Source organism: Apibacter mensalis (assembly GCF_001418685.1).
In the GTDB taxonomy this organism is placed as follows: Bacteria; Bacteroidota; Bacteroidia; order Flavobacteriales; family Weeksellaceae; genus Apibacter; species Apibacter mensalis.
Window position 1 is genome coordinate 96,660 of the sequence record NZ_LIVM01000001.1, and the last position, 25,989, is coordinate 122,648.

Sequence of the window (25,989 nt, forward strand, 5' to 3'; positions counted from 1 at the left end):
TTATACCAATTATTTATGTTTCGTAACCTTTATGCATCTAATTCTCCTGCAATGACATTTAAGCTTCCTAAAGTTATGATTGCATCCGATAACATTTGATCTTTAATTAATTCCGGATAGGCTTGATAATATATAAAACAAGGTCTTCTAAAATGTAACCTGTAAGGACTTCTTCCGCCATCGCTAACCATATAAAATCCTAATTCACCATTTCCTCCTTCTACAGAGTGAAAAACTTCACCGGTTGGTATATCGGTTTCTCCCATAATGATTTTAAAATGATAAATAAGTGCTTCCATATTGGTATAGACATCCGGCTTATCCGGAAGATAATATTCAGGCACATCTACATGATAATTACCCTCAGGTAAATTTTCGTAGGCATTTTTAACCAATTTGAAACTTTCTCTCATTTCTTGCAAACGCACCATAAATCGATCGTAAGCATCTCCTGAAGTTCCAATGGGAATAATAAAATCAAAGTCATCATAAGAAGAATATGGACTCATTACTCTTACATCATAATCAACTCCTGCTGCTCGTAAATTAGGTCCTGTGAATCCATAATTTAATGCTCTTTCTGCTGAGATTCCTCCTACACCGATCGTACGATCCATAAAGATTCTGTTTCTTTCCAATAAATTAGCAAATTCTTCAAGTCTTTTTGGAAATTCGGCAATAAATTCTTTAATCAATTGATGGAATTTAGGGCTAAAATCTCGTTCAAATCCTCCTATTCTACCTATGTTAGTAGTCATTCGAGCTCCGCAAACCTGTTCATACAAGTCATATATTTTTTCTCTATCCTGAAAAACATAAGTAAATCCGGTTAGAGCTCCTGTATCAACCCCCATTACTGAATCGCACACTAAATGGTCTGCAATTCTTGCCAACTCCATGATAATGATACGCATATAATCAATTCTTTTGGTAACTTTTATGCCCAAAAATTTTTCCATCGTCATATGCCATCCCATGTTATTGATAGGTGATGAACAATAATTAAGTCTATCGGTTAAGGTAGTAATTTGCGAATAAGTTCTTCTTTCGGATATTTTTTCAAATGCACGGTGGATATATCCAACTGTGGATTTTGCTGAAACAATCCTTTCTCCATCCATCAATATTTTATTTTCAAATATACCGTGTGTCGATGGGTGTGTAGGTCCTAAATTTATTTTTTGTAATTCTCCATCAACTTGTTCCCTCACCATGTATTTGTCCACCGAATTTGATGAATCTATCAAATCACTAATATTTTTTTGTTCAGACATTTTTTTATTCTAACTTATTTATTTTACTTATTATCTACCGAACATGGCATCGTTCTTATCAGTACGAGTAGTATCTTCGAGCGTATATTGTTTTAAAAGAGGATGATAGTCCATGTCATCACTGTTTAATATTCTTGTAAGGTTGGGATGCCCTTTAAATACTATTCCGTAAAAATCAAAAGTCTCTCTTTCCTGCCAGTTAGCTGCAGAATAAATAGAGGTAATTGAATCAATTTCAGGATTATTTATTGAAAAATATGCTTTAATTCTTATTCTAAAATTATTTATAAAACTATGTAGATGATAAATAACCCCTAATTCGAAACCTTTATTATTAGGATAATGTATTCCACATACATCTGTTAAAAAATCAATTTTAATATCATGATTTTTAATAAATTTTAATAAACTAAGTACAATATCTTTTTTTATTTCAAGGGTAAGTATTCCATCCGGTTCATAAGCCCTTATAATACCATCACCGAACTCATCCGTTATGAGTTGTAATACCATTTGATTATCTATAATTTTTCCTTCCATAATTAAGATATTTCATATGATTTTAACAACTCTTTATATTCTGCAGATTCTCTGCGTCTTAAACTTTCATTTCTAGCTATTTCTTGTATCTGCATAAAACCCTCAATGATTTGTTCTGGCCTGGGAGGACAACCGGGCACATATACATCTACAGGTATAACTTTATCAATTCCTTGTAACACAGAATAGGTATCAAAAATTCCACCGCTGGAAGCACAGGCTCCCACTGCCATCACCCATTTGGGCTCTGCCATTTGAGTATAAACCCGTTTTAATACCGGAGCTAATTTTTTGGAAATCGTTCCGCATACCATTAAAAGATCTGCTTGTCTTGGTGAAAAGCACATATTTTCTGCTCCAAAACGTGATAAATCATAATTGGCAGCTTGGATAGCCATAAATTCAATACCGCAACAAGACGTGGCAAACGGTAACGGCCACAAAGAGTATGACCTTGCCAATCCTATAATTTTATCAAAACTTCCGGCAAAATATCCGGGCCCACTTACTCCTTCAGGAGCATCAACAATCTTAACTTTTTTTTCTGCCATGTCTTTTTTTAAAAATATTTAAAATAGAGATTTTATTACTATTTCTCCCAATCTAAAGCTCCTTTTTTAACAACATATACAAATCCCAATAGAAAAACAGAAATAAAGGTTAATACTGCTAAAAAGCCTTCAACTCCAAAATCCCTGATATTCAACGCATACGGATAAAAAAAGATTATTTCAATATCAAACAGTACAAATAATATTGCTGTTAAAAAATACTTAACTGAAAAAGGCGAACGGGCATCTCCTTCATAAGCTATCCCGCACTCAAAGGTGTCATCCTTTACTTTTCCGTGTACTCTCGATCCTAACATTGCTGAACCGACCAGTGCTAGTATACTGAAACCCAAAGCAACTGCAACCTGTATAAGCACAGGGACATAATCTACTGGTAAACTCATCCTTTCTAATTTATTCTACTTTCTGATTTAGATTGCAAAGTTAATATATTTTTTAGAGTTGATCTCTATTTAACCCTGTAAACATCACCCAATTATTCATTAGTGAATTTATAAATAATACACCCTGAAAATAAACTTATAATGCTGTATTTGAACTATATAATAAAAAAGATAAAATAAAATATGCACATTATTTGTAATTGGTCTAAATTAAAATTATATTTGCCTAAAAATAAAAATATTATGAAAAAAACATACATAGTTTTTGTTCTTTTATGTTTAGGACAGCTTCTATTAGCACAAAATATATCAGGGATTAAAGGATATTTATTTGACGTAGAAGGCAAGCCTGTTAAAAAAGCAATCATCTACATTGACGGTGAAAAAATTTTTGAGATTAACAATCAATCCGGATTTTTTGAAATATCGGAATTAAGTGAAGGATTTCATACGCTGATTGTTTCTTCTCCTAAATTCAATGATTATAAAGAATCTATTATTCTTAAACCTGATGAAGTTAAAGAAATAAACATAACTTTATATGGAAAAGGAGATATTGATGACGTTACTATATATGGAACTAAGCAAATACATGGTTTAGATATGATTACACGTTTACCGGTTGCTCCAAGAGAATTACCTCAGAATATCTCTGTGATTTCAAGTGAAATTATTGACGAACAGGGAGCTCTTACTATCACCGATGCTGTTAGAAACGTACCGGGAGTTAATTTATTCGGAACTTATGGCGGTGCCTCTGAAAGTATGTCTATCAGAGGATATCGTGGAACTCCTGTTTTGAAAAACGGGGTACAGGTCGATTCAGATTTTCGATCTGCTTCTCTATTAACCGACATGCAGGGAGTATCGAATATTCAAGTTTTACGGGGTTCAGCGGCTATAACTCAAGGTATTGGAAATGGATTGGGAAGTCCGGGAGGAGTGATCAATGTAGTAACTAAGACCCCATTATTTTTGACCGGAGGAAATGTTGCTATCGAAACCGGAAGCTGGGGATTATTCAGACCGACTTTTGACTATCAAACCGTATTAGATAAAAAGGGTACTGCTGCGTTTCGTTTAAATGGAGCTTATCAAAGAGCGGACAGCTATAAACCCAGGGTAGATAATAATAGGGTTTATGTAAATCCATCCTTTGAATGGAGACCTGATGACAAAACAACTGTTACTCTTGAATTGGATTATATTAATAATAATATTACTCCGGACAGAGGTACTGTAAATTCAACCGATTCTGATAGAAATAATTTATTAGATACTACACACAAATTTTATGGTTGGGCAACAGATAATAAAAATACTAAGACTACCACATACAGCGCTAAATTTATTCGAAAATTAAATGGTGTTTTAAGCTTACGCGCTTTATATGCAGCCTCAATAAACAATGAAGAATCTTATGGATTAGGCTCTTTGGCTAGTCCTTATACCTATGTAGATGAAGTTACAGGTAAAAAAGTTTCCGATTTCACAAGACGTTCAAGAACCTTAACTTGGTCTGAAGGTGAAGATAAAAACAAGGTAATACAAATTGACTTAATCGGAAAAAATTTATATACCGGTAAGATTAAACATACTTTCCAAACAGGATTTGATTATAAAATTAATAATACGAATAACATCACTCATGGAAAATACAGAAAGGATAAATACGGAAAAGTAATCGTTGATCCTAAAACAGGACTTCCGGCTATTGATAGATCAATAAATATAGATGTAATAAATATTTTTGATAAGATCCCTAATGTATTACCCAAAGGAATTAATAAGTCTTCTTTTGATGCAATAGCTTTAACCAGTTCAAGCGAATCTGAAGTTTTTGGGATAATGATCCAGGATGCAGTTGAAATTAATGAATATATTAGAGCTAATGTTGGATTGCGTTTTAGTCAAGATGCTAAAAAACCAAATGTGGGAGCTGCTAATGAAGCATGGGACCCTTTTATAGGAATTATGGTTAATCCTTTGAAAAATATAAGTCTTTTTGGAAATTATGCTACTACAACCAATTTACGTTCAGCAAGTAATCCTACTCAAGATGGAGGTACTATAGGATCTTCGGTTACCAATCAATTTGAAGTAGGTGTAAAATCCGATTGGTTTAATAAAAAATTGGATTTCAACGTTACGTATTACTTTATAAAAAATAATGATATTTCTTATCAGATATATGAAAATGGAGTGGGAACAGGATTTTTCACTAAAGCAGGTGATCTAAGAAGAAACGGTGTTGAGATTGAAGCAAATGGACATATTCTGGAAAATTTACAAATAATTTTAGGATATTCTTATTCAGATGTTCAATACAAAAACAGTGTTGCTTATGTAAACGGTTCCAGGCCTATGAATGCTCCTTATACCACAGCCAACGGATGGGTACAATATTTATTTAATAAAGGAACATTAAAAAATCTTGTTTTGGGAGTAGGAATTTATTATGTTGGTGATCGTCCGATTAATGACTACAGTTCAAACCTAAGAACTGATGGACACGGGACTACTCCGGGTATCAAACCGTTTAATATGCCGGATTATACAACGGTTAATGCTCAATTGGGGTATACATATAAACAAGTTGGTTTAAAATTATTCTTTAATAATATATTTGACAAAATTGGTTATACTTCCTATTATAGAGGAGGTTTTATAAATCAAATCGATCCTAGAAACTATAAACTTCAACTTTCATACAAATTCTAATTTTTTTTTAAAATAACTTTTAGTTTAACTATAAAACTATCTGCTTAGCAGGTAGTTTTTTTGCTTTAAATTAGTACTAGATATAAAAACTTTAATTTAAGGTATTAAATTAATGATATATATTTATGGCTAGGATAATTATAGGATATTATATTATTTGTTTTCTATTTATCCGGATCTATTTATATTTTCAGAAATGAAATTAAATATATGATTCTTTCTGTAAAATATAACGCTACTTTCTATTCACCCCATGAATGTTCTAAGAAATTGGAAACCACCCTATTCAATTTCAAAAAGGAAGAAAAAGGAAAGTCATTAATGTTTATAAATCTACAGAATATTTGGTTAAATAAATTGAAAAAATTAAGAAAAAAATAATTTTATTATTAATAATTTTGAAATAATAAATATAGGTAAATTTAAATATTATTCTTTATACTTATTGCATCTCCGTAAGGTATTGCCAATACCGTTTAGGCATATGCTGTTTTTGTTGTTTTAGGTTAATTCTCTCTTTTATAGTTAGAGCTTGATAGTATTTTTTCCATGATTCTTGAAAAAGGATTTCTTTAGGATCTAATAAATTTTCATTAATTTTTTTCGAATTAAAATATTCATTATCTCTTTCCAAGGTCATTTGGATCACTTTCTTTGTATCGTAATAAAATCCATAATCGCGATTTAAATCATAAATAATCCAAGGCTGGGAAGAAAATCTATTTTTAAAATGGGGAATAGCAAGAGGTAAACTATTATAAATAGGATAAACCGGAGCAAAATAGATTCCGTCTTTCGACTTCTTAAACCTCACAAATTGTTTCCAATTGTAGCCTTCTTTATATACTTTTTTTGCTAAATCATTAATACTTATAACTACCTCATCTCTAAAATCGGTGTGACCGGTAAATCTACTGTCTATGGCTTTTTTTATATACTTATATAGTAACCAATCTCTTTCGTTTTGCTCTGATAACCAAACAGCATGCATCATATTGATCGATTCTTTAGGCATTTTTTTTTCCAAATAACCCCAAGTTTTCGAAACAATTTCATCTCGTGTCTGTATTTCCAATAATTGATCAACAAATAGTGGGGGTATTTCCCCCGATTGAATTAACATTTCAGGAAATATTTTTCTTTGGTATGCTTCATAAATTACACATAAAAGCCCATCTAACGTTTTATCGTAAGAAAATATAATCATCACTTTTTATTGCTTATTAGGGAAATAACAAAGAAATTTGATTAGAATTTTTTGTATTGTGCTTTTTACTTATAAGTATTTTCTTTAAATATTCGGGCTTAATTTCATTAATTGTTATTCCAAAGGAATCTCTACATGTAATAAAATATTGAGCTCTTTTTATGATAACACCGATTTTTTTTAGTTGATACATATCTAATTTACCAAACCTACGAGAAGCCATTATCAATTTAGCCGATTTAACTCCTATGCCGGGAACACGTAATATTTGTCTATATTCTGCTGAATTTACATCTATGGGAAACATTTCGGGATGGCGTAGTGCCCATGCTAATTTTGGATCTACTTCCAAATCAAGATTGGGGTTTTTATCATCAATTATTTCATCAGCCGTAAATTGATAAAACCTCATCAGCCAATCGGCTTGATATAATCGATTTTCTCTGACCAAAGGAGCTTGTTGCAATACGGGTAGCCTGTTGTCATAAGGATTAACCGGTATAAATCCCGAATAATACACCCTTCTCATACTTGACTGCATATATAAAAGCGAAGAAACCTTCAAAATATCCTGATCAGTTTCATTAGTTGCACCAATAATCATTTGTGTACTTTGCCCTGCAGGGGTGAATCTAGGGATGGATTTATATTTTTTCTTTTCTTCTTTATATTCTAAAACCCCGTTTTGAATGTACTTCATAGGTGCAAATACACTCTTATGATCTTTTTCGGGAGCTAAAAATTTAAGATTTTTTTCTGTTGGAATTTCGATGTTTACACTGAGCCTATCCGCATACAATCCTGCTTGAGTAACTAATTCTTTACTGGCACCCGGTATGCTTTTCATGTGGATATATCCATTATATCTATGCACTGTGCGGAGTTCTTTAATTACCCGTATCATTCTTTCCATAGTGTGATCAGGATTTTTAACTATTCCAGAGCTTAGAAACAAACCTTCTATATAATTCCTTTTATAAAATTCCAGGGTTAACTCTACCAATTCCTTAACACTAAAAGATGCTCGTTTAATATCATTGCTTTTACGACTGATACAATAAGCACAGTCGTACATGCAATAATTGGTCATCATTATTTTTAGTAAGGAAACACACCGTCCATCTTCAGTAAATGTATGACAAATTCCTGAAGATGAAGTTGATCCTATACCCCCAACTTTACTCTTTCGTCCAACTCCGCTTGAGGAACAAGAAACATCATATTTAGCTGATTCTGCCAAAATTGCGAGTTTATTGATAATTTGTTCATTCATATATAACAAAGTTAAAAATACTGCTATTTTCAATGAAATTTTAAATCATAAAAGAAACTTAAATGTTTAATAAACACCCATTTAAGCAAAATTTTATTTAGACTAACCTGCAAGTAAAAATCATGGAACACTAATTCCATGATTTTATGTTGAATAGGAGTTATTTAATATAAATTTGGATCTATATTCCCCGATATATTGTAAATTATAAAAAATTAATTTATCAAATCATTAAGTTTACTTACTCTTCTAATTAATGGTTATGTCCTGGCTCCATTTCTCCTGATTGTAAATAATAAGCCCCGCAAATTACAATCTCTTGATTAGGGTCTAAATTTTTTACTTCTACATAATTAGTATTTGAGATTCCTGTTATTATTTCTTTACGTTCTACTTGATCTCCTTTTTTACTATATACATAATTTTTACCTTCTTCTTCATAAACAGCCTCTTTTGGCACTGTCAGTACCTCACTGTTTTCACTGATTATATAAGCATTTACAAATCTATTCTCATAAAAATTAGTAGCAGGTAATTTTGTTTGAATATCTGCATGAACTTGTATGGTGTTATTTTCTGTATTAGTTACTTTTCCTATGTTATGAAGGACTCCTTTTATAGTATCTTTAATATCGGGCCATGTAAATTCAATTTTCTGCCCTATATAGAGAGTTGAAGCATATTTTGATGGAACATTTAATTCAACATAAATTTTATCCTGATTGATTATTAAGAAAAGCTCATCCATAGTAGTTATTTGTTTACCGGGAGAAATTTCCTTCGCTTGTATAAAGCCGTTTAAAGGACTTATAATTTTCAATTCCGGATTAATTTTTCCTGTTTTAATTATAGTATTGGGTGTAAATCCCAGTAATTGTAATTCTGATTTATGGCTTTCATATTCTGCAGTTGAAACTTGATATAGAGCTAATGATTGTTCATAAGATTTTCTACTAATTGCATCACTTTCTAATAAGGCTTTCTTTCGTAGATAATCTTTATAAGCCAAATTCATGTTATAATAACTTTCTAAAAATTGTTTCTGTAAAATAATAAATGATGGATTACTTACAGTTGCTAATACTTGTCCTTTGCGAACATAATCTCCGGATATATAATTTATTTTTCCAATGAATCCTTCTACTTTACTATGTACAGATGCCTTATTTTGGGGTAAGGCATGAATAATCCCGGTAACCATAATTTTAAATTCCATAGCACGTAACTTGGCTTTACCGAATTTAATACCATTGGTTTTGATTTGTTCCTCATTTAAGGTAAGGGCTGATTGTGCTTGGGACTCATTTTCAATAAAATTTTCTTTATTTTTCGAAGAACAGGAATAATAAAATATCAGTACAATAGAGAGCAGGTTTATGTAGATCGTTATTTTCATAATAAATAAATTAATTGGGTTGGGTTAAATAGTTCAGCTCAATTAGGGTTTGATTGTAATTATTTACTAAATCTAAATAGGTTGTATGAGCATCTATAGATGTTTTTAATATACTGCAATATTGTAAATAGTCAATTTCCCCATATCGATATTTAATCGTCGCTATTTTTATCATTTTTTGCAATTCTTCTGAATGGGAAAAACCAAAAATGCTTAATTCCTTATCTAAAAAATTTTTCCGGTTTCTTAGTTGTTTGATTTTCAAATTTAAATTTCGTATAGTTTCCTTTCTTTTATAATCAACATTTTTCTTTTCAAGAAGAGTCTGTTCTTTAAGTTTTTTGTATTCATTATTAAATATAGGAATACTTAAACTGATGACTCCCGCGTAATAACTGTAGCTGTGTTCTATGCTTTGCATTAGCCCGCCTATGGAAAACTCAGGTAATCGTTTGGCTTTTTCTAAAACTAAGATTTTATTACTAACTTCCAGTTCTTTATCTAACTCATTAAGATATATAAAATCTAAACTATCCGATAAGATTTTCAGTTCTAATTTATTAAATTGATTGAGTGGTAAAAGATTATTATCTGCACTTATTCCACATAAAGAGTATATTTTGTTTTCAACCTCCATATTTTCTTGTTCATTTATTGCTTTTAGTTGAATTATTTGTTCTAATTCCGCCTTAAAAAATTGTTTTTCCATATAATCCGTCTCTCCTTTTATATATTTTAATTCAGCTTTTTTTAATCCTTCTTGGTATATGGAATCTATTTGCATTAATAAATTTTTCTTTTCTAACAAGTAAATCCATTGATTATATAATTTATCTAATTGAAAGGCAATTATATGTTTTTGTAAAGATGATTTAGCAGTAAGCCATTCTAAATGGCTATCAACAAGACTCTTTTTTTTAGTTTGTGAAAATATATTTCCTAAATTTTGTGTTACCTCCCACTGATAATCTGCTTTGCTATTGTTAAATTGTCCGTATCCTATGGTCATAGAAGTAGAATTGAGAGTATAGGCATATTTTTTTTCCAACTTTTCTTTCTGAATTTGTAATTCACTTGATTTAAGTTCCCTATTCTCTTGGTAAGCTCGTTCAATAAGATTGGAAAGAGAAACTTTTTTTTGTGCGCTAACAGAACAAATACTCCCCAAGAAAATTATTAGTATTATAATTATTTTCGGGTTTTTATTCTTCTTAAAATTTTTATTTTCAAATACATAATATAGGACCGGAACCACCAATAGGGTTAATAAAGTAGATGTTATAAGACCTCCGATAACAACTATGGCCAAAGGTCTTTGTACTTCAGCTCCATTTGAAGTTGACAAAGCCATAGGAAAAAAGCCTAAGGTTGCTACCACCGCTGTCATAACTACCGGACGTAAACGGTTTATTCCTCCTTTTTTTATTATTTCCTTGAGAGAAGTATGTTTACCCGATTTTTTTAATCTATTTAATTCGCTTACCAAAACTATTCCGTTTAATACAGCAACACCGAAAAGAGCAATAAAACCTACTCCTGCTGAAATGCTGAATGGCAATCCTCGAATCCACAAGGCAATAACTCCTCCTATGGAGGCTAAGGGCACTGATGTAAAAATTAATAATGCATATTTAAAGCTTTTGAAAGTTGCATATAATAATACCATTATAATCAATAAAGCTATGGGAACTGCGATGCTCAATTGAGAGGTAGCTTCTTTAAGGTTTTTAAAGGCTCCTCCATATTCAATAGTATATCCTGGTGGTAATTTCACATTTTCTTCTAATTTTGATTGAATTTTTTGTACCAAGGTGGCTATATCTGAATTTCGTACATTTACATTAATATGTATTTTCCTTTGAGCTTGCTCTCTAGAAATCATCATTGGTCCTGTTTCAAAATTCACGGATGCCACTTCAGAAATAGGAATCAGATTATGAGCAGCCGTACGTATATATAATTGTTCTAAATTCAAACTTTTTCTATATTTTTCATCTAATCGTACCACCAAATCAAAACGGCGTTCACCTTCTACTATAACTCCTGCCTTTAAACCTGCTATTGAAGATTTTATAACCTGATTTAATGTGTTAATATCTAATCCGTATTGTGCCAATTTATTCCTATCATAACTTATTTTCATTTGTTTTAATCCTTCGGTTTGCTCTACTTTTACATCTACTGCTCCATCTATTTTTTTTATAATCTTAGCGGATCGATCTGCTAACTTTTTTAATTCTCCTGAATCTTCTCCAAAAATTTTAATTACTACCTCTGACTTTGCTCCGGTCATCAGCTCATTAAATCTTAACTGTATGGGCTGAGAAAATTCAAAAGTTGCTCCAAGTATTGCCGATATTTTTTCTTTTATTCTAGCCACTAATTCCTCTTGTGTTTTTGCTGATACCCATTGATCTTTCTCTTTTAAAACAATCATAATATCTGAATCTTCTATTCCCATAGGATCCGTTGGAACCTCAGCTGTTCCTATTTTTGAAATTACATGCAGTACTTCCGGAAAGTTATTTTTAATTATCTTTTCAACCTTTGTTGTGGTACGTATACTTTCCTCTAATGAGCTTCCGGGCTGAATGGTCATCTGCATCGCTATATTTCCTTCTTTCAAGGTCGGAACAAATTCAGCCCCCATATTAGCAAAAACAAATACGAATAAAAGCCAGATTAAAAAAACGCATCCAATCAGGATATAGGGTATTTGCAATACTTTTTCCAAAACAGGCAGATAAATTGACTTTAGCTTATTTATAATTTTATCTGCAAAAGTTGCTTTGTTTTCAATATTCTTACTGAGAAAAATGCTAGTTAACACAGGTACATAGGTCAAAGAAAGTATAAGTGCTCCTACAATGGCAAAACTAATGACGATAGCCATGGGTCTAAACATTTTACCTTCTATTCCTTTTAAAGTCATAATCGGAATAAAAACCAGTATGATAATAATGATTCCAAAAGCTGCTGATTTATATATTTCTCCTGCCGTTTTAGATACTACTTCATCTAATTGTTTTTGAGTAAGATTTCTTCCTAAATATTTTGTATGTAAAACATAAATGACCGATTCCACTATTATAATTGCCCCATCCACGACAATTCCAAAATCTATAGCCCCTAATGAAAGTAAATTTGCAGAAATTCCTAATAGGTCCATCATTATCAGAGCAAATAATAAGGAAAGAGGAATAATTGACGCTACAATTAGCCCTGCCCTTATATTCCCTAATAAGATAATTACCACAAAAATTACTATAATCCCTCCTTCCATTAGATTCTTTTTAACAGTCGAGATGGTTTTTTCAATGAGATTGGCTCTATCCAAATAGATATATATATCTAATCCCTTCGGTAATGTCTTTTTTATTTTATTAATTCTTTCTTTCACATTGTGAACTGTTTTATAAGAATTTTCCCCTTTTAACATTAATGTGATTCCTCCAACCACTTCGCCCTTTCCATCCATAGTCATAGCTCCAAATCTTTGAGCTGAAGCATATTTTACTTTTGCTATATCTGAAATTTTTATTGGTACTTGTTCTTTTACTGCAACAACAGTATTCTCAATATCTTGAAAATTTTTTAGCCTTCCTTCTGTTCGGATATAAAATAAATGTTGTTTTTGTTGAATATAACCTGACCCTGAATTTTGATTATTTTTCTCTAATGCATTATAAACTTCTTCTAAAGTAATATGATAATTTTGTAATGAAATAGGATTTACAGCAACTTCATATTCTTTTACTTTTCCTCCAAAACTTGAAATTTCTATAATCCCTTCGATTCCATTAAGCTGTTTTTTAATTATCCAATCTTGAATTGTCCTTAATTCTTCTATAGTATAAGTGGATTCATATCCAGAATCAACTTTAATTATATATTGGCAAATTTCACCTAATCCTGTGGTTATTGGCATTAATTGCGGTTCTCCTATTCCACTTGGAATATCACTTTTAGCGATATCTAACTGTTCTTTAACCAACTGTCTAGCCTGTATAATGGGTATGCTTTCTTTAAATACTATTGTAATAATAGATAAACCGAATCTCGAAATGGATCGTACTTCCATAACCCCCGGAATATTTCTTAATTCTGACTCCAAGGGTATGGTTATTAATTGCTCGACTTCCTGTGGTGCTAAAGTTGGTGAAGTGGTTACTACCTGAACCTGATTATTGGTTATATCCGGAGTAGCGTCTATGCTAATATGTTGAAGAGAATTGAAACCTCCCACCAGCAACATGATAACACCCAATGCAACCAATAATTTATATTTTATTGATAACTCAATTATAGTTTGAAACATGATTATATTTTTATGAATTACGAATAGAAATGTATAGTTAAACTCTTTGTTATGGACTTTCTTAAAAGTTAAATTAAAGAGCTATTATTAACGTAAATAACAACTAAGTATAAATGAAAATTAATTATTTTATACGAGTAATAATTTTATTTACGGAGTATAAAATAGTTAATTAATTTGATTATTTCCGTAAATTATAATATAGTGGTATTCTTTAACTTTTTATAGAGGAGGAGCCCTCAAACCACTCCCTAAATAATTCTCTGATGAGATTTTAGAAAAGATATAGTAATAATTAGAATCTTTTTTTACCAAATTCCATAATTGAAAATTAATATTTGATAAAAATTCCGAAATTATATAAATTAAATTCTGAGAAAATTCATAATTAGTAATTGATAATTTAAATTCGTCTAAATTTTTTTCTCCTAAATTTATATGTTTAATAATATCCTCAAGCTTCTCAAATATATGGGTTGAATGATTATTTTTAGATTCAGTTAAAAAACATTCGTGAAGAGCAATTTCAAATCTTACCTTATGTTGATGGGGCACAAAGGAATGTACTACAATCACTAAAGTAGCAAAAAAAACAAATATTTTACTAACTGTCTTCAAATATCACAAATTTAGATATTTTATTAAAATAAATTACCAATTTAAAATGCTATTTTATTATAATATTATATTTAAATAGCTTTCTTATCTCCCCCTACAGTTTTAAATACAGTACCCAAGATAATTATTATATCTAAAAGAAAAGACCATTTTCTAACATAATATACATCTGCAATTATCCTTTTCTGCATATCTTCCTTAGAGTTTATTTCTCCTCTAAAACCTTTAACTTGAGCTAAACCGGTAATTCCAGGTTTAACATAATGTCTAAGACTGTATTTCAATAAATGATCATTGTAATAGTTATCTTGAACTACCATATGAGGCCTGGGCCCAACAACAGACATATTACCTTTTAAAACATTAAAAAACTGAGGCATTTCATCTAAGCTAGATTTACGTAATATACCACCTAATTTGGTAATTCTTGAATCACCTTTTACAGTAGCTTTAATATCATTATCTTTACTGTTTTTCATCGTTCTGAATTTATAACAGTGGAATATTTTACCTCCAAATCCAACTCTTTTTTGAAGATATAAAACCGGCTTGCCTGAATCAAGCAAAATAGCTACGCTTATAAGTGGATATAACCAACTTAGGATAAAAACGATTACAAATAATGAAAATAATATATCAAAGATTCTTTTTAAAATCTGGTTCCAACTATCATCTAAGGGGAATTTTTTAAATAACAATATTGGAAATGTATCATAATATTCTAAAGTTAAACTATAAAATGAATCATATACTGTGCTTGGAATAAATCTGATTTCAATGTGGAGTTTTTGTGCTAATATTACCAGTTCATCATGAACATCGTGAGGTAGTTTTCCATTTAAAGAAAAAAATATAATTTGTATTTCTTCTTCTAATATAAAATACTTTAGCTTAATTAAATCAAATTCATATATATTTTTCTTTATATCATCTTGAACATTTGATAAAAAATTTCCACAATTTATATATCCATAATCTTTTCTTTTGGATAAAAATTTGATAAAAGAATGAGTATTTTTATTTTCATCAACAAAAATAACTCGTCTATAGTTACCTCCTAAACTTCTATATATTTTTAAAAACAGAAAAAGAACAGCTCTGGTTAAAAATGTAAATAAAAAAAGAGTTATTAAAAAAAATAGGGTTACCCTATTTGAAAATAAATCATCTTTTTTTATACCCGAAACAGCAAAGGCTATGATACTAAAAATAACTATTTGATATAAATTATTCTTTAAAATTAAACCAATACCTGTATTTCTTTTTATCTCATAGAGATGTGTTTTCAATGAAATAAAATACCAACTCATTAAAAATAATATTAAAACTTTATAGTGAGCATCTAACAATCCATTAAATGATACTACGTGGATACCTAAATGATGATATTGGATTTTTAAATAATGAAAGAATAAGATGATTATAAAAACTAAATCGAGTATTAATTGCAAAATATAGCTATTTTTTGAATATCGAGTATACCTCATACATCCTTAAATTTACATAAAATAAAAAATAATTTTACATTCAATAAAAATAATCATTTTTTCTTTAATAAATATTTTTTATTTTTTCTATTTTTAGTCCATATTAATATTAAGATAGTAAACGTAAAAATTTTAAAAAAAATATTTAATGATAGAAAAAATTAAAGTTTTACATATAGTTGAAGCTCTGGGTGGAGGTGTATATACTTATATTAAAGATTTATCAATTTTTTTTGGAAAATATAATATGATTTTTGATACTACTATTGCTTATAGTTCTAAACGTCCTGAAGTTTCCAATTTAGACTTAAAAAAAGAGTTGTCAAACGGAGTTACACTAATAGAATCAGATATGAATAAAGAAATTTCATTAAAAGATTTTAAAAGTATATATGAGTTAACAAAACTTTGCAAATCTTTACAACCACAAATTATTCACCTACATTCTTCTAAAGCTGGTATATTAGGTAAAATTGTTTCATTATTTTATAATAAAGCTATCGTTTTTTATACGCCTCATGGTTATTCTTTTTTACGAAAGGATATTTCTTTTATAAAAAAACAATTTTATTATTATATAGAAAAATTTACTACCAAATTTTTAGGAGGTATTACAATTGCTTGTGGAGATAGTGAATTTGAATATGGAAAAAAAATGGGTAAGGCCTTATTGGTAAGAAATGGAATTAATATTGAATATATATTAAATAAATTTAAGCCTTCTAAAGTTTATAACCAATGCATAACTATAGGTATAGTTGGTAGAATTTCTTATATAAAAAATCCTTGGTTATTTAATAAAATTGCATTAAATAATCCAAATCTTAATTTTATTTGGATTGGTGATGGCGAATTACGAAAAACAATTTCTGCACCTAATATAACTATAACTGGTTGGCTTAATAGAGAAGAAATATTTACCTATTTAAATCAATTGGATATTTACATTCAAACTTCACTTTGGGAGGGTTTACCTATAGCTCCATTAGAAGCTATGACTTTTCAAAAACCTATACTTGCAACCAACATAGAAGGAAACAAGGACATTGTATTACATGGAAAAACCGGGTTCTTATTTACTAACGAAAATGATATTCAAGAATATATAGAAATTCTAAAAGATACTTCAACACGGGATCAAATGGGAAAAGCTGGACTTAAAAGATGCATGGAACACTTTGATTTAAATAAAAATTTTACTATTCTAAAGAATATTTATTTGGATTGCTTAAATAAAGATATCCAAATAGACTAGTGAAGATACAGCTAAATACTATTCCATCAAATCGTATTAAAAAATCATCTGTAATATTAGATATTATAAAGGATATAGAATAAAAGATTATTAACGAATTATGTAATTTAAACCCTATATAAAGAGGTGATGCCATAAATACTATTAATATCACTAAACCTATAATCCCAAATCTAACTAAATAGTCTAAATATTGATTGTGAATCGGAAACTTATATTTAAATAAAAACATTTGATCTGATTCGTAGTAGTAATCAAATAATTTTCTTTTTCCATCAGAGGCTCCTACCCCAAGCCAAATATTTCTTTTAGATAGATCAATAGCTGATTTCCAAATACTTAATCTTGTAACTAACGAATTATAAATTTCACCTTCAGGATTTTCAATCTCATCAAGCTTACCAATTTTATCCATATTTCCAAATGAAACAGTTGTGTATTTCTTTATAGTATAGGGAAAAATGCTTATAAATATAACTGTGAATATAATAATTAAGGATGTAATTAATACTGTCTGTTTTATTGTAAATGAAGATTTAAATCTATATAAGGTTATAAAAATTGAACCTAATACTGAGCAGCAAACAGCTATTCTGGTATTAATTATAAAAACAAAACACAATAAAATAACATAGGTAATGAAATTAAGGATTTTTTCATAACAATTTTTTGGGTTTATATTATAAAAAATATATAAAGCACTTACACAACAAAAAGACACTATTAGATTAAGCGCCGGCGCATGATTATTATCTATAGATCTCGCAAAACTATATCCCATATCCCATACATCAATTCCATTTAAATAATTTGTTAAATTATCTTTATAAAAAAGAACATACCTAATTAAAAAGCAAATTAAAATTATGCACATTATTTTTGTCCAATAATTTATTAATTTAAAAACATCTATTTTAATAAGAGAAGAAAGGGCAAAAAAAGGTAAAAACAAATAAATTATTTTTTTTTCCAAAGATTTTAATCCATAATAATTGTAATCATTATTCCAAAACATTAAAACTTCAATCAGAAAAGGCATTGACAAGATAATTATTAACCAATTGAGTTTAAATTCAAATTTTACTTTACTATAAACTAAAATCTGGAATACGACATATAATATAATTATAATTGTACAAATTGACCTAAATATTATTGTACTTAAAATTAATAATAAAAAAATAAAATTTATATTTTCAAGTTTCTTATTTTTTAACATCATAAAATAAAATAAAATAAATCAAAGGAAATATTCCTGCTTTATGCCTTATGGAAGACCCTAAATCTGGCTCAAATAATCCTTGCACAATAAAAAAAGTAAATGTAATATAAAATGCCCAGTTATAATTATTTTCTTGATTATTGGCTTTCAATTTATTTTTAAATTTTATGAATAAGTTTACAAATAGGGTTAATTGCCATATTGAAAACATTATAACTTGAGGAGAAAATGATAAAAACGAATTTATGGGTATATTAACGACCACAAAACCATATAAAATTGATATAGCTTCTCCATACCAAGTATTAGTTGGAAGTGGTGGAACTATTGCAGATTTAGATTCTTGTTTTATATTGGGATCATCGAAGCGAGCTTCATTTAATTCTGTCCTATTTTTATCCGACATATAACCGTCTTTAAATACTCCATATGTTAAGCTTATAATAATAATAAATAATAAACCATACAATATAAGTGCATATATATTATTAATTTTTAGTTTATGTAAAATACTAAATAAAATTGACAAAATTAAAACTATAAAATAATAAGTTCTAAAAACCAGAGAAAATAATATAAGTAATATACATATCAAAATTCGATTTCTAATAATATGATGTTTTCTCTTAATTATTTTAATAAGTAAAGCACAAAATAAAAATGTGATAAAATCTTTAGATTGCATCGATAAATAAATTCCTAAAATAAAAAATGAAAAATACATCAATACATTATTTATCCTTATTTTATCAAAGTTTGGTGGAACACATATTTTCAATAAAATATAAATTAATATTGGATATTGTATCATAGCTACCACTGGATAAGGCAGCCATCTCATACATGTTATTGAATAAAATAAAATAGAAAATTGAAAACTACCTATGTAACCTTTTAAATTCCATGGATTATTAATAATAGTTAACGCATCTGAAAAATATTTTTTAGGCAATAAATAACTACAAAAAATTGCCAAAATAAATGCTAAAAGTGCAAAACTGTAAAAAACAAATTTACTTCTAGTAATTAACAGATTATTCATTATTAGTTAAGAATTTAAATATTTGTAATGATATAGTATCCCAACTAAGAGATGATTTCTTTTTTTGCATTTGTTTAATTAAAAAATCTCGTTTTGCATAATTTTGAATTAAATATAATAAGCCATTTTTTAATGATTTTTTATTAGGTTCAACCCAAATACACTCATCTTCATTCAATTGTTCATGAAAACCACCTACATTAGTACATACCATAGGTAGTTCTGAATTAATTCCTAGAGTAATGACACCTGACTGAGTTGCTTCTAAATAAGGTAAAACTAAAATATCAGCCCAATTTAAAAGTTCTCCGACTTCTACATCTGATAAATATCTATCTTGTATTTTTAATTTTTCTGTATCTTTTATTTTTAATTCATAATTGCTTTTACCAGCTATTATGCATTTTTCTATGCTATCACTAATATCTTCAATAACTTCAGATAAAAGTTCAACACCTTTATATGGACTAATTCTCCCTATAAAAAGTATATTCTTTCCTCTATTTATTTTAGAAGAAGATGGAATTAGCGATGTATTTTTAATTAAACCATGAGGTACTATTATATCTGATTTAAAAATCTTTAAAGTATTCTCAACATTATCTTTAACATAGTTGGTTAAATATATTAATTTAGTGCTCAATCTAATATTTAAATTAGAATATTGCTGAATAAAAAAGCCATTTTCTCCTTTATGTAAAATACCATCATGAACTGTTAATACTACATCGCGACCTAATAATCTAAATAATAGAATAAAGGGTAAATTCCATAAATGAAAATAGGGTAAATATAGAATGTTGTAATTTTTCACGATTTTTGGTAAAAGAACTATAATATAAAAGGGGAGTATAAAAAGTGTATTTAAAATAAATGTTAAGGAAGATTTATATGTTATTAGTGATTTTTGATTAGGAATTGAAATACCTTCAACGGCATATTTAGATTTATAACAATCATAAGCTTTTTCAGGAAAATGTAAAACTATATTATCAGAATATAATGGTAAGCTTCCTGTTCTACCTAAAGATAAAATCATAATTTTATTGCTCATTTTAAATCAAATTTTAATCCAAAAATTATCTTAAATATCATAATTACCCTATCCCATTGCCTACGTCTTATTCTATTTATTATGATGGGTGCAAAACTTAAATATACCGTTGGTAAATGATAAAATTTTAAATTTTTCTTAGCAAATACTATTTTATTTATTAACAAATAATAATCTGAAAATAAAGTTTTACTTTTACCTTCATTATTCCCTTTATCTATAGTTGTACCATGTTTATGATAAATATATATATCTGTAAAAATTATTGATTTCCATGATTTTTTCTTAGCTCTACAAGTATAATCCCATTCTTCAAAATACAAAAAATAATCTTCTTCGAGAAGGCCTATTTCCTTAAAACATTCTTTTTTTATAAACATTGAAGCTCCAATTGGGATTAAATTGTATAGCTCTTTTTTAGGAATATCTGAATAATTCATGCATTCATATAACGGAAATGTGTGAGCAAGCCAATTACTATATTTATTGGCTACACATTGCAATTTTTCAGGATAATTATAATAACGTAAAGAATTACCTATTATACCGATATTTTCACTCGATTTATTTAATTTATCAGATATATTTTGCAAAAAATCAATAGGAACTACAGTATCGTTATTTAACAACCAAATGTAGTCAAATGTATCTTGCTCTTTAAGATATTTTAAAGCAATATTATTTGCTGCAGAAAAACCTTTGTTTTCTTTTGCCCTGATAAAAATAATTTTTTGCTTAATTAATTTTAAATGATCAATTTCTTCTTCTTTTATAAATAGTATATCATTGATTGATTTATCAGTAGTTGGAAAGACTAATTCGGGGAACTTTGTATTAATATTTAGAGGAATATTATGACTCCATTTTATAAACATTTCAAAATCAACATCCTCCAATGAGTTATCAACAATAAATAATTGAAAATTTTGTTGTGTAGATTTAAGTAAAGATTCCAGACATTCTAGTGTATCTGAATACCCATGATAATTTACTATAATAATTTTATATATCAATTTAATTTGATTTAATATTATTCACTAATAATTTTAAACATCTTTGCCAGGAATGATCTGATTGATCCTTATTGGGATATTTTATAAAATAATTTTTATCATTAATTATATTTTCTAAAATAGATTTTAATTCATCATCATTTTCTTGTTCAATTAATTTTCCAAAACCATTATTTCTAGTAATGACTTCCTCAGCACCACCTACAATTGTTGATATAATATAATTATTAAATCGATACGCTTCCGAAAAGACTATCGCATACCCCTCCCATCTTGAAGTCATTACAAAAACTTTTGCTTTATTATAAAATTCCCATAAATCTCTTTTTTCACTAATAGGACCAGTAAATATTACATTATTTTTTAACAATGGATTATTCCGATAAAATAATTCAATTTCTTTTTTGAAATTTTCTTCAATAGAGCCTATAAAATAAAATTTCCAATTTTTTAAATTTGAAATTTTTTCTATAGCTTTTAAAAACATTAATGTATTTTTTTGAGCTGTGCCTAACCGTCCGACAGTTATAAATGTATTTTCTTTTTCTATAAAGGGAATAACATCAATTGATAATTTACTTAATTGCTCTTCATCAAATCCATTCTCAACCAAAAATATTTTTTCAGAAATATTTAAATTTTCATTCCATAATTTATATGCTAAATGAGTTTCAACTGATATGTAATCACCTCTTTTTAATAATTTATCATAAATAAAATTTTTAATAAATGATGAATTATTTCTTACATCCAAAATATCCTCTCCACCATCCACCTTTAAATAAAATTTACCTTTCGAATTAACTAATTTATATAGCAAACATAGAATTGCGCTTGTTATACGAAAATGAAAGGTCATTAATAAATCAATCTTTTTACCGTTGTAAATAATGTAAATTAATGAAGATATTAAAAAAGATATATTTTGTAATTTATCTATTCTAAATAAATTTTTTAATGAATGCAATTTCACCCCCTTATAGTAGCTACAATTATCAAATAATTTGTTTGTTTTAGTTTTTTGGTATACTATGTTTACTTCACATGATAACTCCTTACCCAGGTAATATGGAACCAGAAATACGTCTTTACCTAAATGTTCTTTTTCTAAATGTGAAAAAATTAAAGTTAAATTCTTAATTTCCATATATTTAAAAGTTGATTAAAATATAATATAATATTGATTCCTAAGATAGGAGTAATAGCTAAAACAAAGATTGACATTATTCCGGTTTTCAATATAACAGATAGGTATATGTTATCTGAACTAATGAAATAATTTATAATTTCTCCTATTCCTATTAGCAGTGATAGTATTAGCAGTGATTTTAAAATATATATAAATATTTTTTTCTTATTATTAATAGATATTATACAGAGCATTATAATAACTATCAATAAATGAAATATCCCTATAGAAATAGGAAATGTAGATTGATTATATATCTTATAAAAAAAACAGTTAAATCCAATAATTCCTATTTGGGTTATAACTCCTAAGACAGCTTGTTGTTTATTTTTTAACTGAGAAATCATTACAGGTGATATATAGACATATAAACAAATGGATATAAATGATATGGAATATAATTTTGTTAATTGCGAAATTTGCTTTATATCACTTATGCTCACTTCACCCTTTTTAAAAAATATATAATTAACTTCATATGCGTTTAAATATAATAAAGGAACAAAAAAACTAATTATTAAAATAATAAACTTCAAATAATTATAGAATGAAGTATAATATTCTTCCCATTCTTTTCTGTAAAAATTTTTAGTAAGCTGAGGAATAATTGCGGTTAGTATAATACTAGTAAATACTACTTGAAACAATAAAGTAAATTTTTGAGCATAATCAATCATTGAAATTACACCTATACCCATTTTATTTGACAAGCTTTTTTCTATTAATGAATTTATTTGACCTACTACATACGGAAAATAAAAAGGAATACCAAATATTATGAAAACCTTAGCTTGTAATATATAGGTTTTACTCCATTTAAAAATTGGTAGTAATTTATTTTTTTTAAGGAAATATATTATAACGAAAGACAGTGTTATTAAATTAAAATATTGCCCTACATATAAAGAGATCACACCTATAAATTTTGTTCCAAAATAAATTATCGCTAAATTACAAAGAGAAGTAAAAAATGATGTTACTTCAGGTATATAAAATATATTACTGGCATTTAATATCCCAATACCTATAGAAGTAAATTGTGTAAACAGAATACTATAAAGTAAAATATTAATATATACACAATACTTTTTTAATAATAAGCCATCTACACCAAATAAGCCTTGTATAATATTTTTACCGAAAAACAAAAAAATAATGATTAATAAAATAATCATAACAGTATACACGATCAATAATGAACCTGTTTTAATTAATGCTGAATGAATTGATTCTTCTTCTTTTACTTGAACATATTTTATCCTGAAAACATCTGATATAGGATTAAAAAATGTATTATTTAAATTGACCATAAATGCGGTGGCTATAATCCAAATATCTCTATCTAAAGACAATCCGAAATATTTTGCAGAAACACTAACTATTAATAAATTTACTACAAGAGTGAATGCCTTTATAATAAAAATGTTTAAACTAATTTTACGTGATGAAATCGCCATTTCTAATTGAATAATCTACTTTCAAAAAAGAACTTTATACATTTATATTTTGTCAAACAAAAAGATATCATTTCCTATTCACCATTAATTAAAATTTATGTGAGAGTACAATTAATAAAAAATGATTATCTACTAATAGAGAGATAAACATTTATCGTAATATTTTTATTCTATTATTAAAAATTATTATTTCACAATAATAAAATAATTAAAAACTCTTAACTATCATAAGAGGTAATTAAGAGTTTTTTTTAATAAGAATTTATCTTTTTATTTGCTTTTTTGGGCAGTTTTAATTCCTGAATCATTCCACCATTTTCCATCTGAGGTTCTAACAAAAACATCTCCTGTTTTGCCATCGAAAACGTAGGTCCTTATACCATCAGCAGCTACTATGACTTGGAATGAATACCTGTTAGTTGGTGCTACTTCTTGGCCATTAGCCGGTTTATCACAACTTGTAAGCAGTAAAGTTAGTCCTAACATTGAAAATAAAATAAATTTAATCATATTTTTTTATACAAATATAGATAATTTATATTTTATAATATTCATCTATTAAGCATTTCTTTTAAACTATCTTTCCATTCTGAAATGGAAATTCCAAAAGTTGTTTTAATTTTAGTTTTATCTAACAGGCTATATTGAGGACGTTTTGCAGGAGTGGGATAATCTGAAGTTGGTATTGGATTAATTTTTATTTTAGATTTACTTATTTTTTTTATTTCTTCACTAAATTGGTACCAGGAACACTCTCCTTCATTAGAGAAATTATAAATTCCATATGCGCCAATATCATTTTGTATAATAGTTAGCAAAGCATCTGCTAAATCTAATGCATTAGTAGGAGATCCTATCTGATCATTTATAACATTTATTTCCTCTCTTTCTTTAAATAAGGTCAACATAGTTTTTACAAAATTATTTCCAAATGGAGAATACAACCATGCTGTTCTAATAATATAGGTTTTAGAATTATAATATTGTGCAAGTACCTCGCCATTTAATTTGGTTTTACCGTAAACGCCTAGAGGAGCAACAGGATCATCTTCTTTGCGTGGTACAGATTCTTCTCCTGAAAATACATAATCTGTTGAAATATGTATAAAGGTAGCTTTTTGAGATGCACTTGCCTTGGCTAAAAACTTTACAGCATCTGCATTAAGTTTTTCAGCCATCTCAATATCAGATTCTGCTTTATCAACTGCTGTGTAGGCCGCGCAATTGATTACGTAATCAAACTTGTTTGAAAAAAAATAAGTTTTTACAAATAGTTCATCCAATACATCTAACTCCTGAATATCCGTAAATGTAAAATTATAATTTACAAGAGGTTTTTCCTTTATTCTTTGTTTAATTGATCTTCCTAATTGCCCATCTCCTCCTGTAATTAATATTTTTTTCATAACTATTATAATTCAATTGGTTCTAATTCTTTGAATGAAATTGCATTTAAGTCTTTTTCAGAAAGAATTCGATCATCATTTCTTATTCCCCAATCAATGTTTAAATCTTTATCTAAAGGATTAACATTAAGTTCACTTTCTTTATTGTAAAATCCTTCACATTTATAGGCAAAAATAACTGTATCAGATATAACTGAAAATCCATGTAAAAACCCTTTGGGAATAAATAATTGTTTTCTATTCCTTGAGGATAAATCAACTGATACATACTGTCCAAAAGTAGGAGAATTTTTTCGAGCATCTACAGCAACATCAATTACATTTCCTTGCAGCACATATACCAATTTAGCTTGAGAATATGGGGGTGACTGTTGATGTAAACCTCGTATAACTCCGTATGAAGATTTAGAAACATTATCTTGAACAAAATTTGGCTTATATCCTACTTTTTTTTCAAATTTTTCAAAATTAAATGTCTCCATAAAAAAACCTCTGGAATCTTCAAAGACTTTAGGTTCCAAAATATAACATCCTTTAAGTTTGGTTTCATTAACAATCATAT

Annotated in this window: 22 protein-coding genes; 3 read left to right on the top strand and 19 right to left on the bottom strand. The window is 28.0% G+C overall.

From position 1 onward, the window contains the following. Positions 1–29: 29 nt before the first annotated feature. From ASC36_RS00400 to ASC36_RS00415, 4 genes are all read right to left on the bottom strand, one after another. On the bottom strand, positions 30–1,214 hold the full coding sequence (locus ASC36_RS00400) for an NADH-quinone oxidoreductase subunit D (protein ID WP_394331981.1): 1,185 nt from the start codon (positions 1,212–1,214) through the stop codon (positions 30–32). Between the two features lie 90 nt (positions 1,215–1,304). Beyond that, positions 1,305–1,799 carry an NADH-quinone oxidoreductase subunit C gene (locus tag ASC36_RS00405; protein WP_055424684.1) on the bottom strand — a complete coding sequence of 165 codons (495 nt, stop codon included), beginning with the start codon at positions 1,797–1,799 and terminating at the stop codon, positions 1,305–1,307. A 17-nt stretch (positions 1,800–1,816) separates the two neighbouring features. Further along, positions 1,817–2,365, bottom strand: coding sequence for an NADH-quinone oxidoreductase subunit B (locus tag ASC36_RS00410; RefSeq protein WP_055424507.1), 549 nt, complete (start codon positions 2,363–2,365; stop codon positions 1,817–1,819). 38 nt (positions 2,366–2,403) lie between these two features. Then, positions 2,404–2,769: an NADH-quinone oxidoreductase subunit A gene (locus ASC36_RS00415; RefSeq protein WP_055424508.1), complete on the bottom strand. Its 366-nt coding sequence runs from the start codon at positions 2,767–2,769 to the stop codon at positions 2,404–2,406. Positions 2,770–3,012: 243 nt separating this feature from the next. On the opposite strand from ASC36_RS00415, the gene ASC36_RS00420 reads away from it, so the two are divergent. After that, complete coding sequence (locus ASC36_RS00420; RefSeq protein WP_055424685.1) at positions 3,013–5,490, top strand: TonB-dependent receptor domain-containing protein; 2,478 nt, start codon at positions 3,013–3,015, stop codon at positions 5,488–5,490. 210 nt (positions 5,491–5,700) lie between these two features. Beyond that, positions 5,701–5,871: a hypothetical protein gene (locus tag ASC36_RS10585; RefSeq protein WP_156332296.1), complete on the top strand. Its 171-nt coding sequence runs from the start codon at positions 5,701–5,703 to the stop codon at positions 5,869–5,871. A gap of 61 nt (positions 5,872–5,932) precedes the next feature. On the opposite strand, the gene ASC36_RS00425 is transcribed toward ASC36_RS10585, so the two are convergent. The 6 genes from ASC36_RS00425 to ASC36_RS00450 all read right to left on the bottom strand — a co-directional run bounded on the left by ASC36_RS00425 (position 5,933) and on the right by ASC36_RS00450 (position 15,789). Continuing rightward, positions 5,933–6,697, bottom strand: a complete 765-nt coding sequence (locus ASC36_RS00425; protein ID WP_055424509.1) for a TIGR03915 family putative DNA repair protein — start codon at positions 6,695–6,697, stop codon at positions 5,933–5,935. Positions 6,698–6,713: 16 nt separating this feature from the next. Continuing rightward, positions 6,714–7,970, bottom strand: a complete 1,257-nt coding sequence (locus ASC36_RS00430; RefSeq protein ID WP_055424510.1) for a putative DNA modification/repair radical SAM protein — start codon at positions 7,968–7,970, stop codon at positions 6,714–6,716. Positions 7,971–8,223: 253 nt separating this feature from the next. Then, positions 8,224–9,366 carry an efflux RND transporter periplasmic adaptor subunit gene (locus tag ASC36_RS00435; protein WP_055424511.1) on the bottom strand — a complete coding sequence of 381 codons (1,143 nt, stop codon included), beginning with the start codon at positions 9,364–9,366 and terminating at the stop codon, positions 8,224–8,226. Between the two features lie 10 nt (positions 9,367–9,376). Next, positions 9,377–13,684 (bottom strand): CusA/CzcA family heavy metal efflux RND transporter, encoded by a 4,308-nt coding sequence (locus ASC36_RS00440; RefSeq protein WP_055424512.1) that lies wholly within the window; start codon positions 13,682–13,684, stop codon positions 9,377–9,379. Positions 13,685–13,906: 222 nt separating this feature from the next. Beyond that, the gene (locus tag ASC36_RS00445; protein ID WP_141656157.1) at positions 13,907–14,302 is read right to left on the bottom strand and encodes a hypothetical protein; all 396 of its coding nucleotides are present in this window, start codon (positions 14,300–14,302) and stop codon (positions 13,907–13,909) included. Between the two features lie 71 nt (positions 14,303–14,373). Continuing rightward, the gene (locus ASC36_RS00450; RefSeq protein WP_055424514.1) at positions 14,374–15,789 is read right to left on the bottom strand and encodes an exopolysaccharide biosynthesis polyprenyl glycosylphosphotransferase; all 1,416 of its coding nucleotides are present in this window, start codon (positions 15,787–15,789) and stop codon (positions 14,374–14,376) included. A 148-nt stretch (positions 15,790–15,937) separates the two neighbouring features. Here ASC36_RS00450 and ASC36_RS00455 point away from each other — a divergent pair, with 148 nt between their 5' ends. After that, complete coding sequence (locus ASC36_RS00455) at positions 15,938–17,044, top strand: glycosyltransferase (protein WP_245630708.1); 1,107 nt, start codon at positions 15,938–15,940, stop codon at positions 17,042–17,044. On the opposite strand, the gene ASC36_RS00460 is transcribed toward ASC36_RS00455, so the two are convergent. The 9 genes from ASC36_RS00460 to rfbC form a co-directional block, all read right to left on the bottom strand. After that, positions 16,989–18,083: an O-antigen ligase family protein gene (locus ASC36_RS00460; RefSeq protein ID WP_167336858.1), complete on the bottom strand. Its 1,095-nt coding sequence runs from the start codon at positions 18,081–18,083 to the stop codon at positions 16,989–16,991. The genes ASC36_RS00455 and ASC36_RS00460 overlap by 56 nt on opposite strands. A 166-nt stretch (positions 18,084–18,249) precedes the next feature. After that, complete coding sequence (locus ASC36_RS10590) at positions 18,250–18,672, bottom strand: hypothetical protein (RefSeq protein WP_141656158.1); 423 nt, start codon at positions 18,670–18,672, stop codon at positions 18,250–18,252. 628 nt (positions 18,673–19,300) lie between these two features. After that, positions 19,301–20,362, bottom strand: coding sequence for a glycosyltransferase family 4 protein (locus tag ASC36_RS00470; RefSeq protein ID WP_055424517.1), 1,062 nt, complete (start codon positions 20,360–20,362; stop codon positions 19,301–19,303). After that, entirely contained in the window at positions 20,359–21,375 is a 1,017-nt protein-coding gene (locus ASC36_RS00475) for a glycosyltransferase family 2 protein (protein WP_055424518.1), read from the bottom strand. The genes ASC36_RS00470 and ASC36_RS00475 overlap by 4 nt, the downstream gene beginning before the upstream one ends. Position 21,376: 1 nt before the next feature. Beyond that, positions 21,377–22,522, bottom strand: coding sequence for a glycosyltransferase (locus ASC36_RS00480; protein WP_055424519.1), 1,146 nt, complete (start codon positions 22,520–22,522; stop codon positions 21,377–21,379). Further along, positions 22,504–24,021 carry a lipid II flippase MurJ gene (locus tag ASC36_RS00485; RefSeq protein ID WP_055424520.1) on the bottom strand — a complete coding sequence of 506 codons (1,518 nt, stop codon included), beginning with the start codon at positions 24,019–24,021 and terminating at the stop codon, positions 22,504–22,506. The genes ASC36_RS00480 and ASC36_RS00485 overlap by 19 nt, the downstream gene beginning before the upstream one ends. Positions 24,022–24,291: 270 nt before the next feature. Beyond that, entirely contained in the window at positions 24,292–24,531 is a 240-nt protein-coding gene (locus tag ASC36_RS00490) for a hypothetical protein (protein ID WP_055424521.1), read from the bottom strand. Between the two features lie 41 nt (positions 24,532–24,572). Then, complete coding sequence (gene rfbD, locus ASC36_RS00495) at positions 24,573–25,427, bottom strand: dTDP-4-dehydrorhamnose reductase (RefSeq protein WP_055424522.1); 855 nt, start codon at positions 25,425–25,427, stop codon at positions 24,573–24,575. Positions 25,428–25,432: 5 nt separating this feature from the next. Next, complete coding sequence (gene rfbC, locus ASC36_RS00500) at positions 25,433–25,987, bottom strand: dTDP-4-dehydrorhamnose 3,5-epimerase (RefSeq protein WP_055424523.1); 555 nt, start codon at positions 25,985–25,987, stop codon at positions 25,433–25,435. Positions 25,988–25,989 lie beyond the last annotated feature (2 nt).

Coding starts and splice junctions, on each gene's coding strand:
- ASC36_RS00400 (WP_394331981.1), bottom strand. CDS start 1,214: ATGGTGAGGGAACAAGTTGATGGAGAATTACAAAAAATAAATTTAGGA.
- ASC36_RS00410 (WP_055424507.1), bottom strand. CDS start 2,365: ATGGCAGAAAAAAAAGTTAAGATTGTTGATGCTCCTGAAGGAGTAAGT.
- ASC36_RS00415 (WP_055424508.1), bottom strand. CDS start 2,769: ATGAGTTTACCAGTAGATTATGTCCCTGTGCTTATACAGGTTGCAGTT.
- ASC36_RS00420 (WP_055424685.1), top strand. CDS start 3,013: ATGAAAAAAACATACATAGTTTTTGTTCTTTTATGTTTAGGACAGCTT.
- ASC36_RS10585 (WP_156332296.1), top strand. CDS start 5,701: ATGATTCTTTCTGTAAAATATAACGCTACTTTCTATTCACCCCATGAA.
- ASC36_RS00425 (WP_055424509.1), bottom strand. CDS start 6,697: ATGATTATATTTTCTTACGATAAAACGTTAGATGGGCTTTTATGTGTA.
- ASC36_RS00430 (WP_055424510.1), bottom strand. CDS start 7,970: ATGAATGAACAAATTATCAATAAACTCGCAATTTTGGCAGAATCAGCT.
- ASC36_RS00435 (WP_055424511.1), bottom strand. CDS start 9,366: ATGAAAATAACGATCTACATAAACCTGCTCTCTATTGTACTGATATTT.
- ASC36_RS00440 (WP_055424512.1), bottom strand. CDS start 13,684: ATGTTTCAAACTATAATTGAGTTATCAATAAAATATAAATTATTGGTT.
- ASC36_RS00450 (WP_055424514.1), bottom strand. CDS start 15,789: ATGAGGTATACTCGATATTCAAAAAATAGCTATATTTTGCAATTAATA.
- ASC36_RS00455 (WP_245630708.1), top strand. CDS start 15,938: ATGATAGAAAAAATTAAAGTTTTACATATAGTTGAAGCTCTGGGTGGA.
- ASC36_RS00460 (WP_167336858.1), bottom strand. CDS start 18,083: ATGCCTTTTCTGATTGAAGTTTTAATGTTTTGGAATAATGATTACAAT.
- ASC36_RS10590 (WP_141656158.1), bottom strand. CDS start 18,672: ATGTCGGATAAAAATAGGACAGAATTAAATGAAGCTCGCTTCGATGAT.
- ASC36_RS00470 (WP_055424517.1), bottom strand. CDS start 20,362: ATGAGCAATAAAATTATGATTTTATCTTTAGGTAGAACAGGAAGCTTA.
- ASC36_RS00480 (WP_055424519.1), bottom strand. CDS start 22,522: ATGGAAATTAAGAATTTAACTTTAATTTTTTCACATTTAGAAAAAGAA.
- ASC36_RS00485 (WP_055424520.1), bottom strand. CDS start 24,021: ATGGCGATTTCATCACGTAAAATTAGTTTAAACATTTTTATTATAAAG.
- ASC36_RS00490 (WP_055424521.1), bottom strand. CDS start 24,531: ATGATTAAATTTATTTTATTTTCAATGTTAGGACTAACTTTACTGCTT.
- rfbD (WP_055424522.1), bottom strand. CDS start 25,427: ATGAAAAAAATATTAATTACAGGAGGAGATGGGCAATTAGGAAGATCA.
- rfbC (WP_055424523.1), bottom strand. CDS start 25,987: ATGATTGTTAATGAAACCAAACTTAAAGGATGTTATATTTTGGAACCT.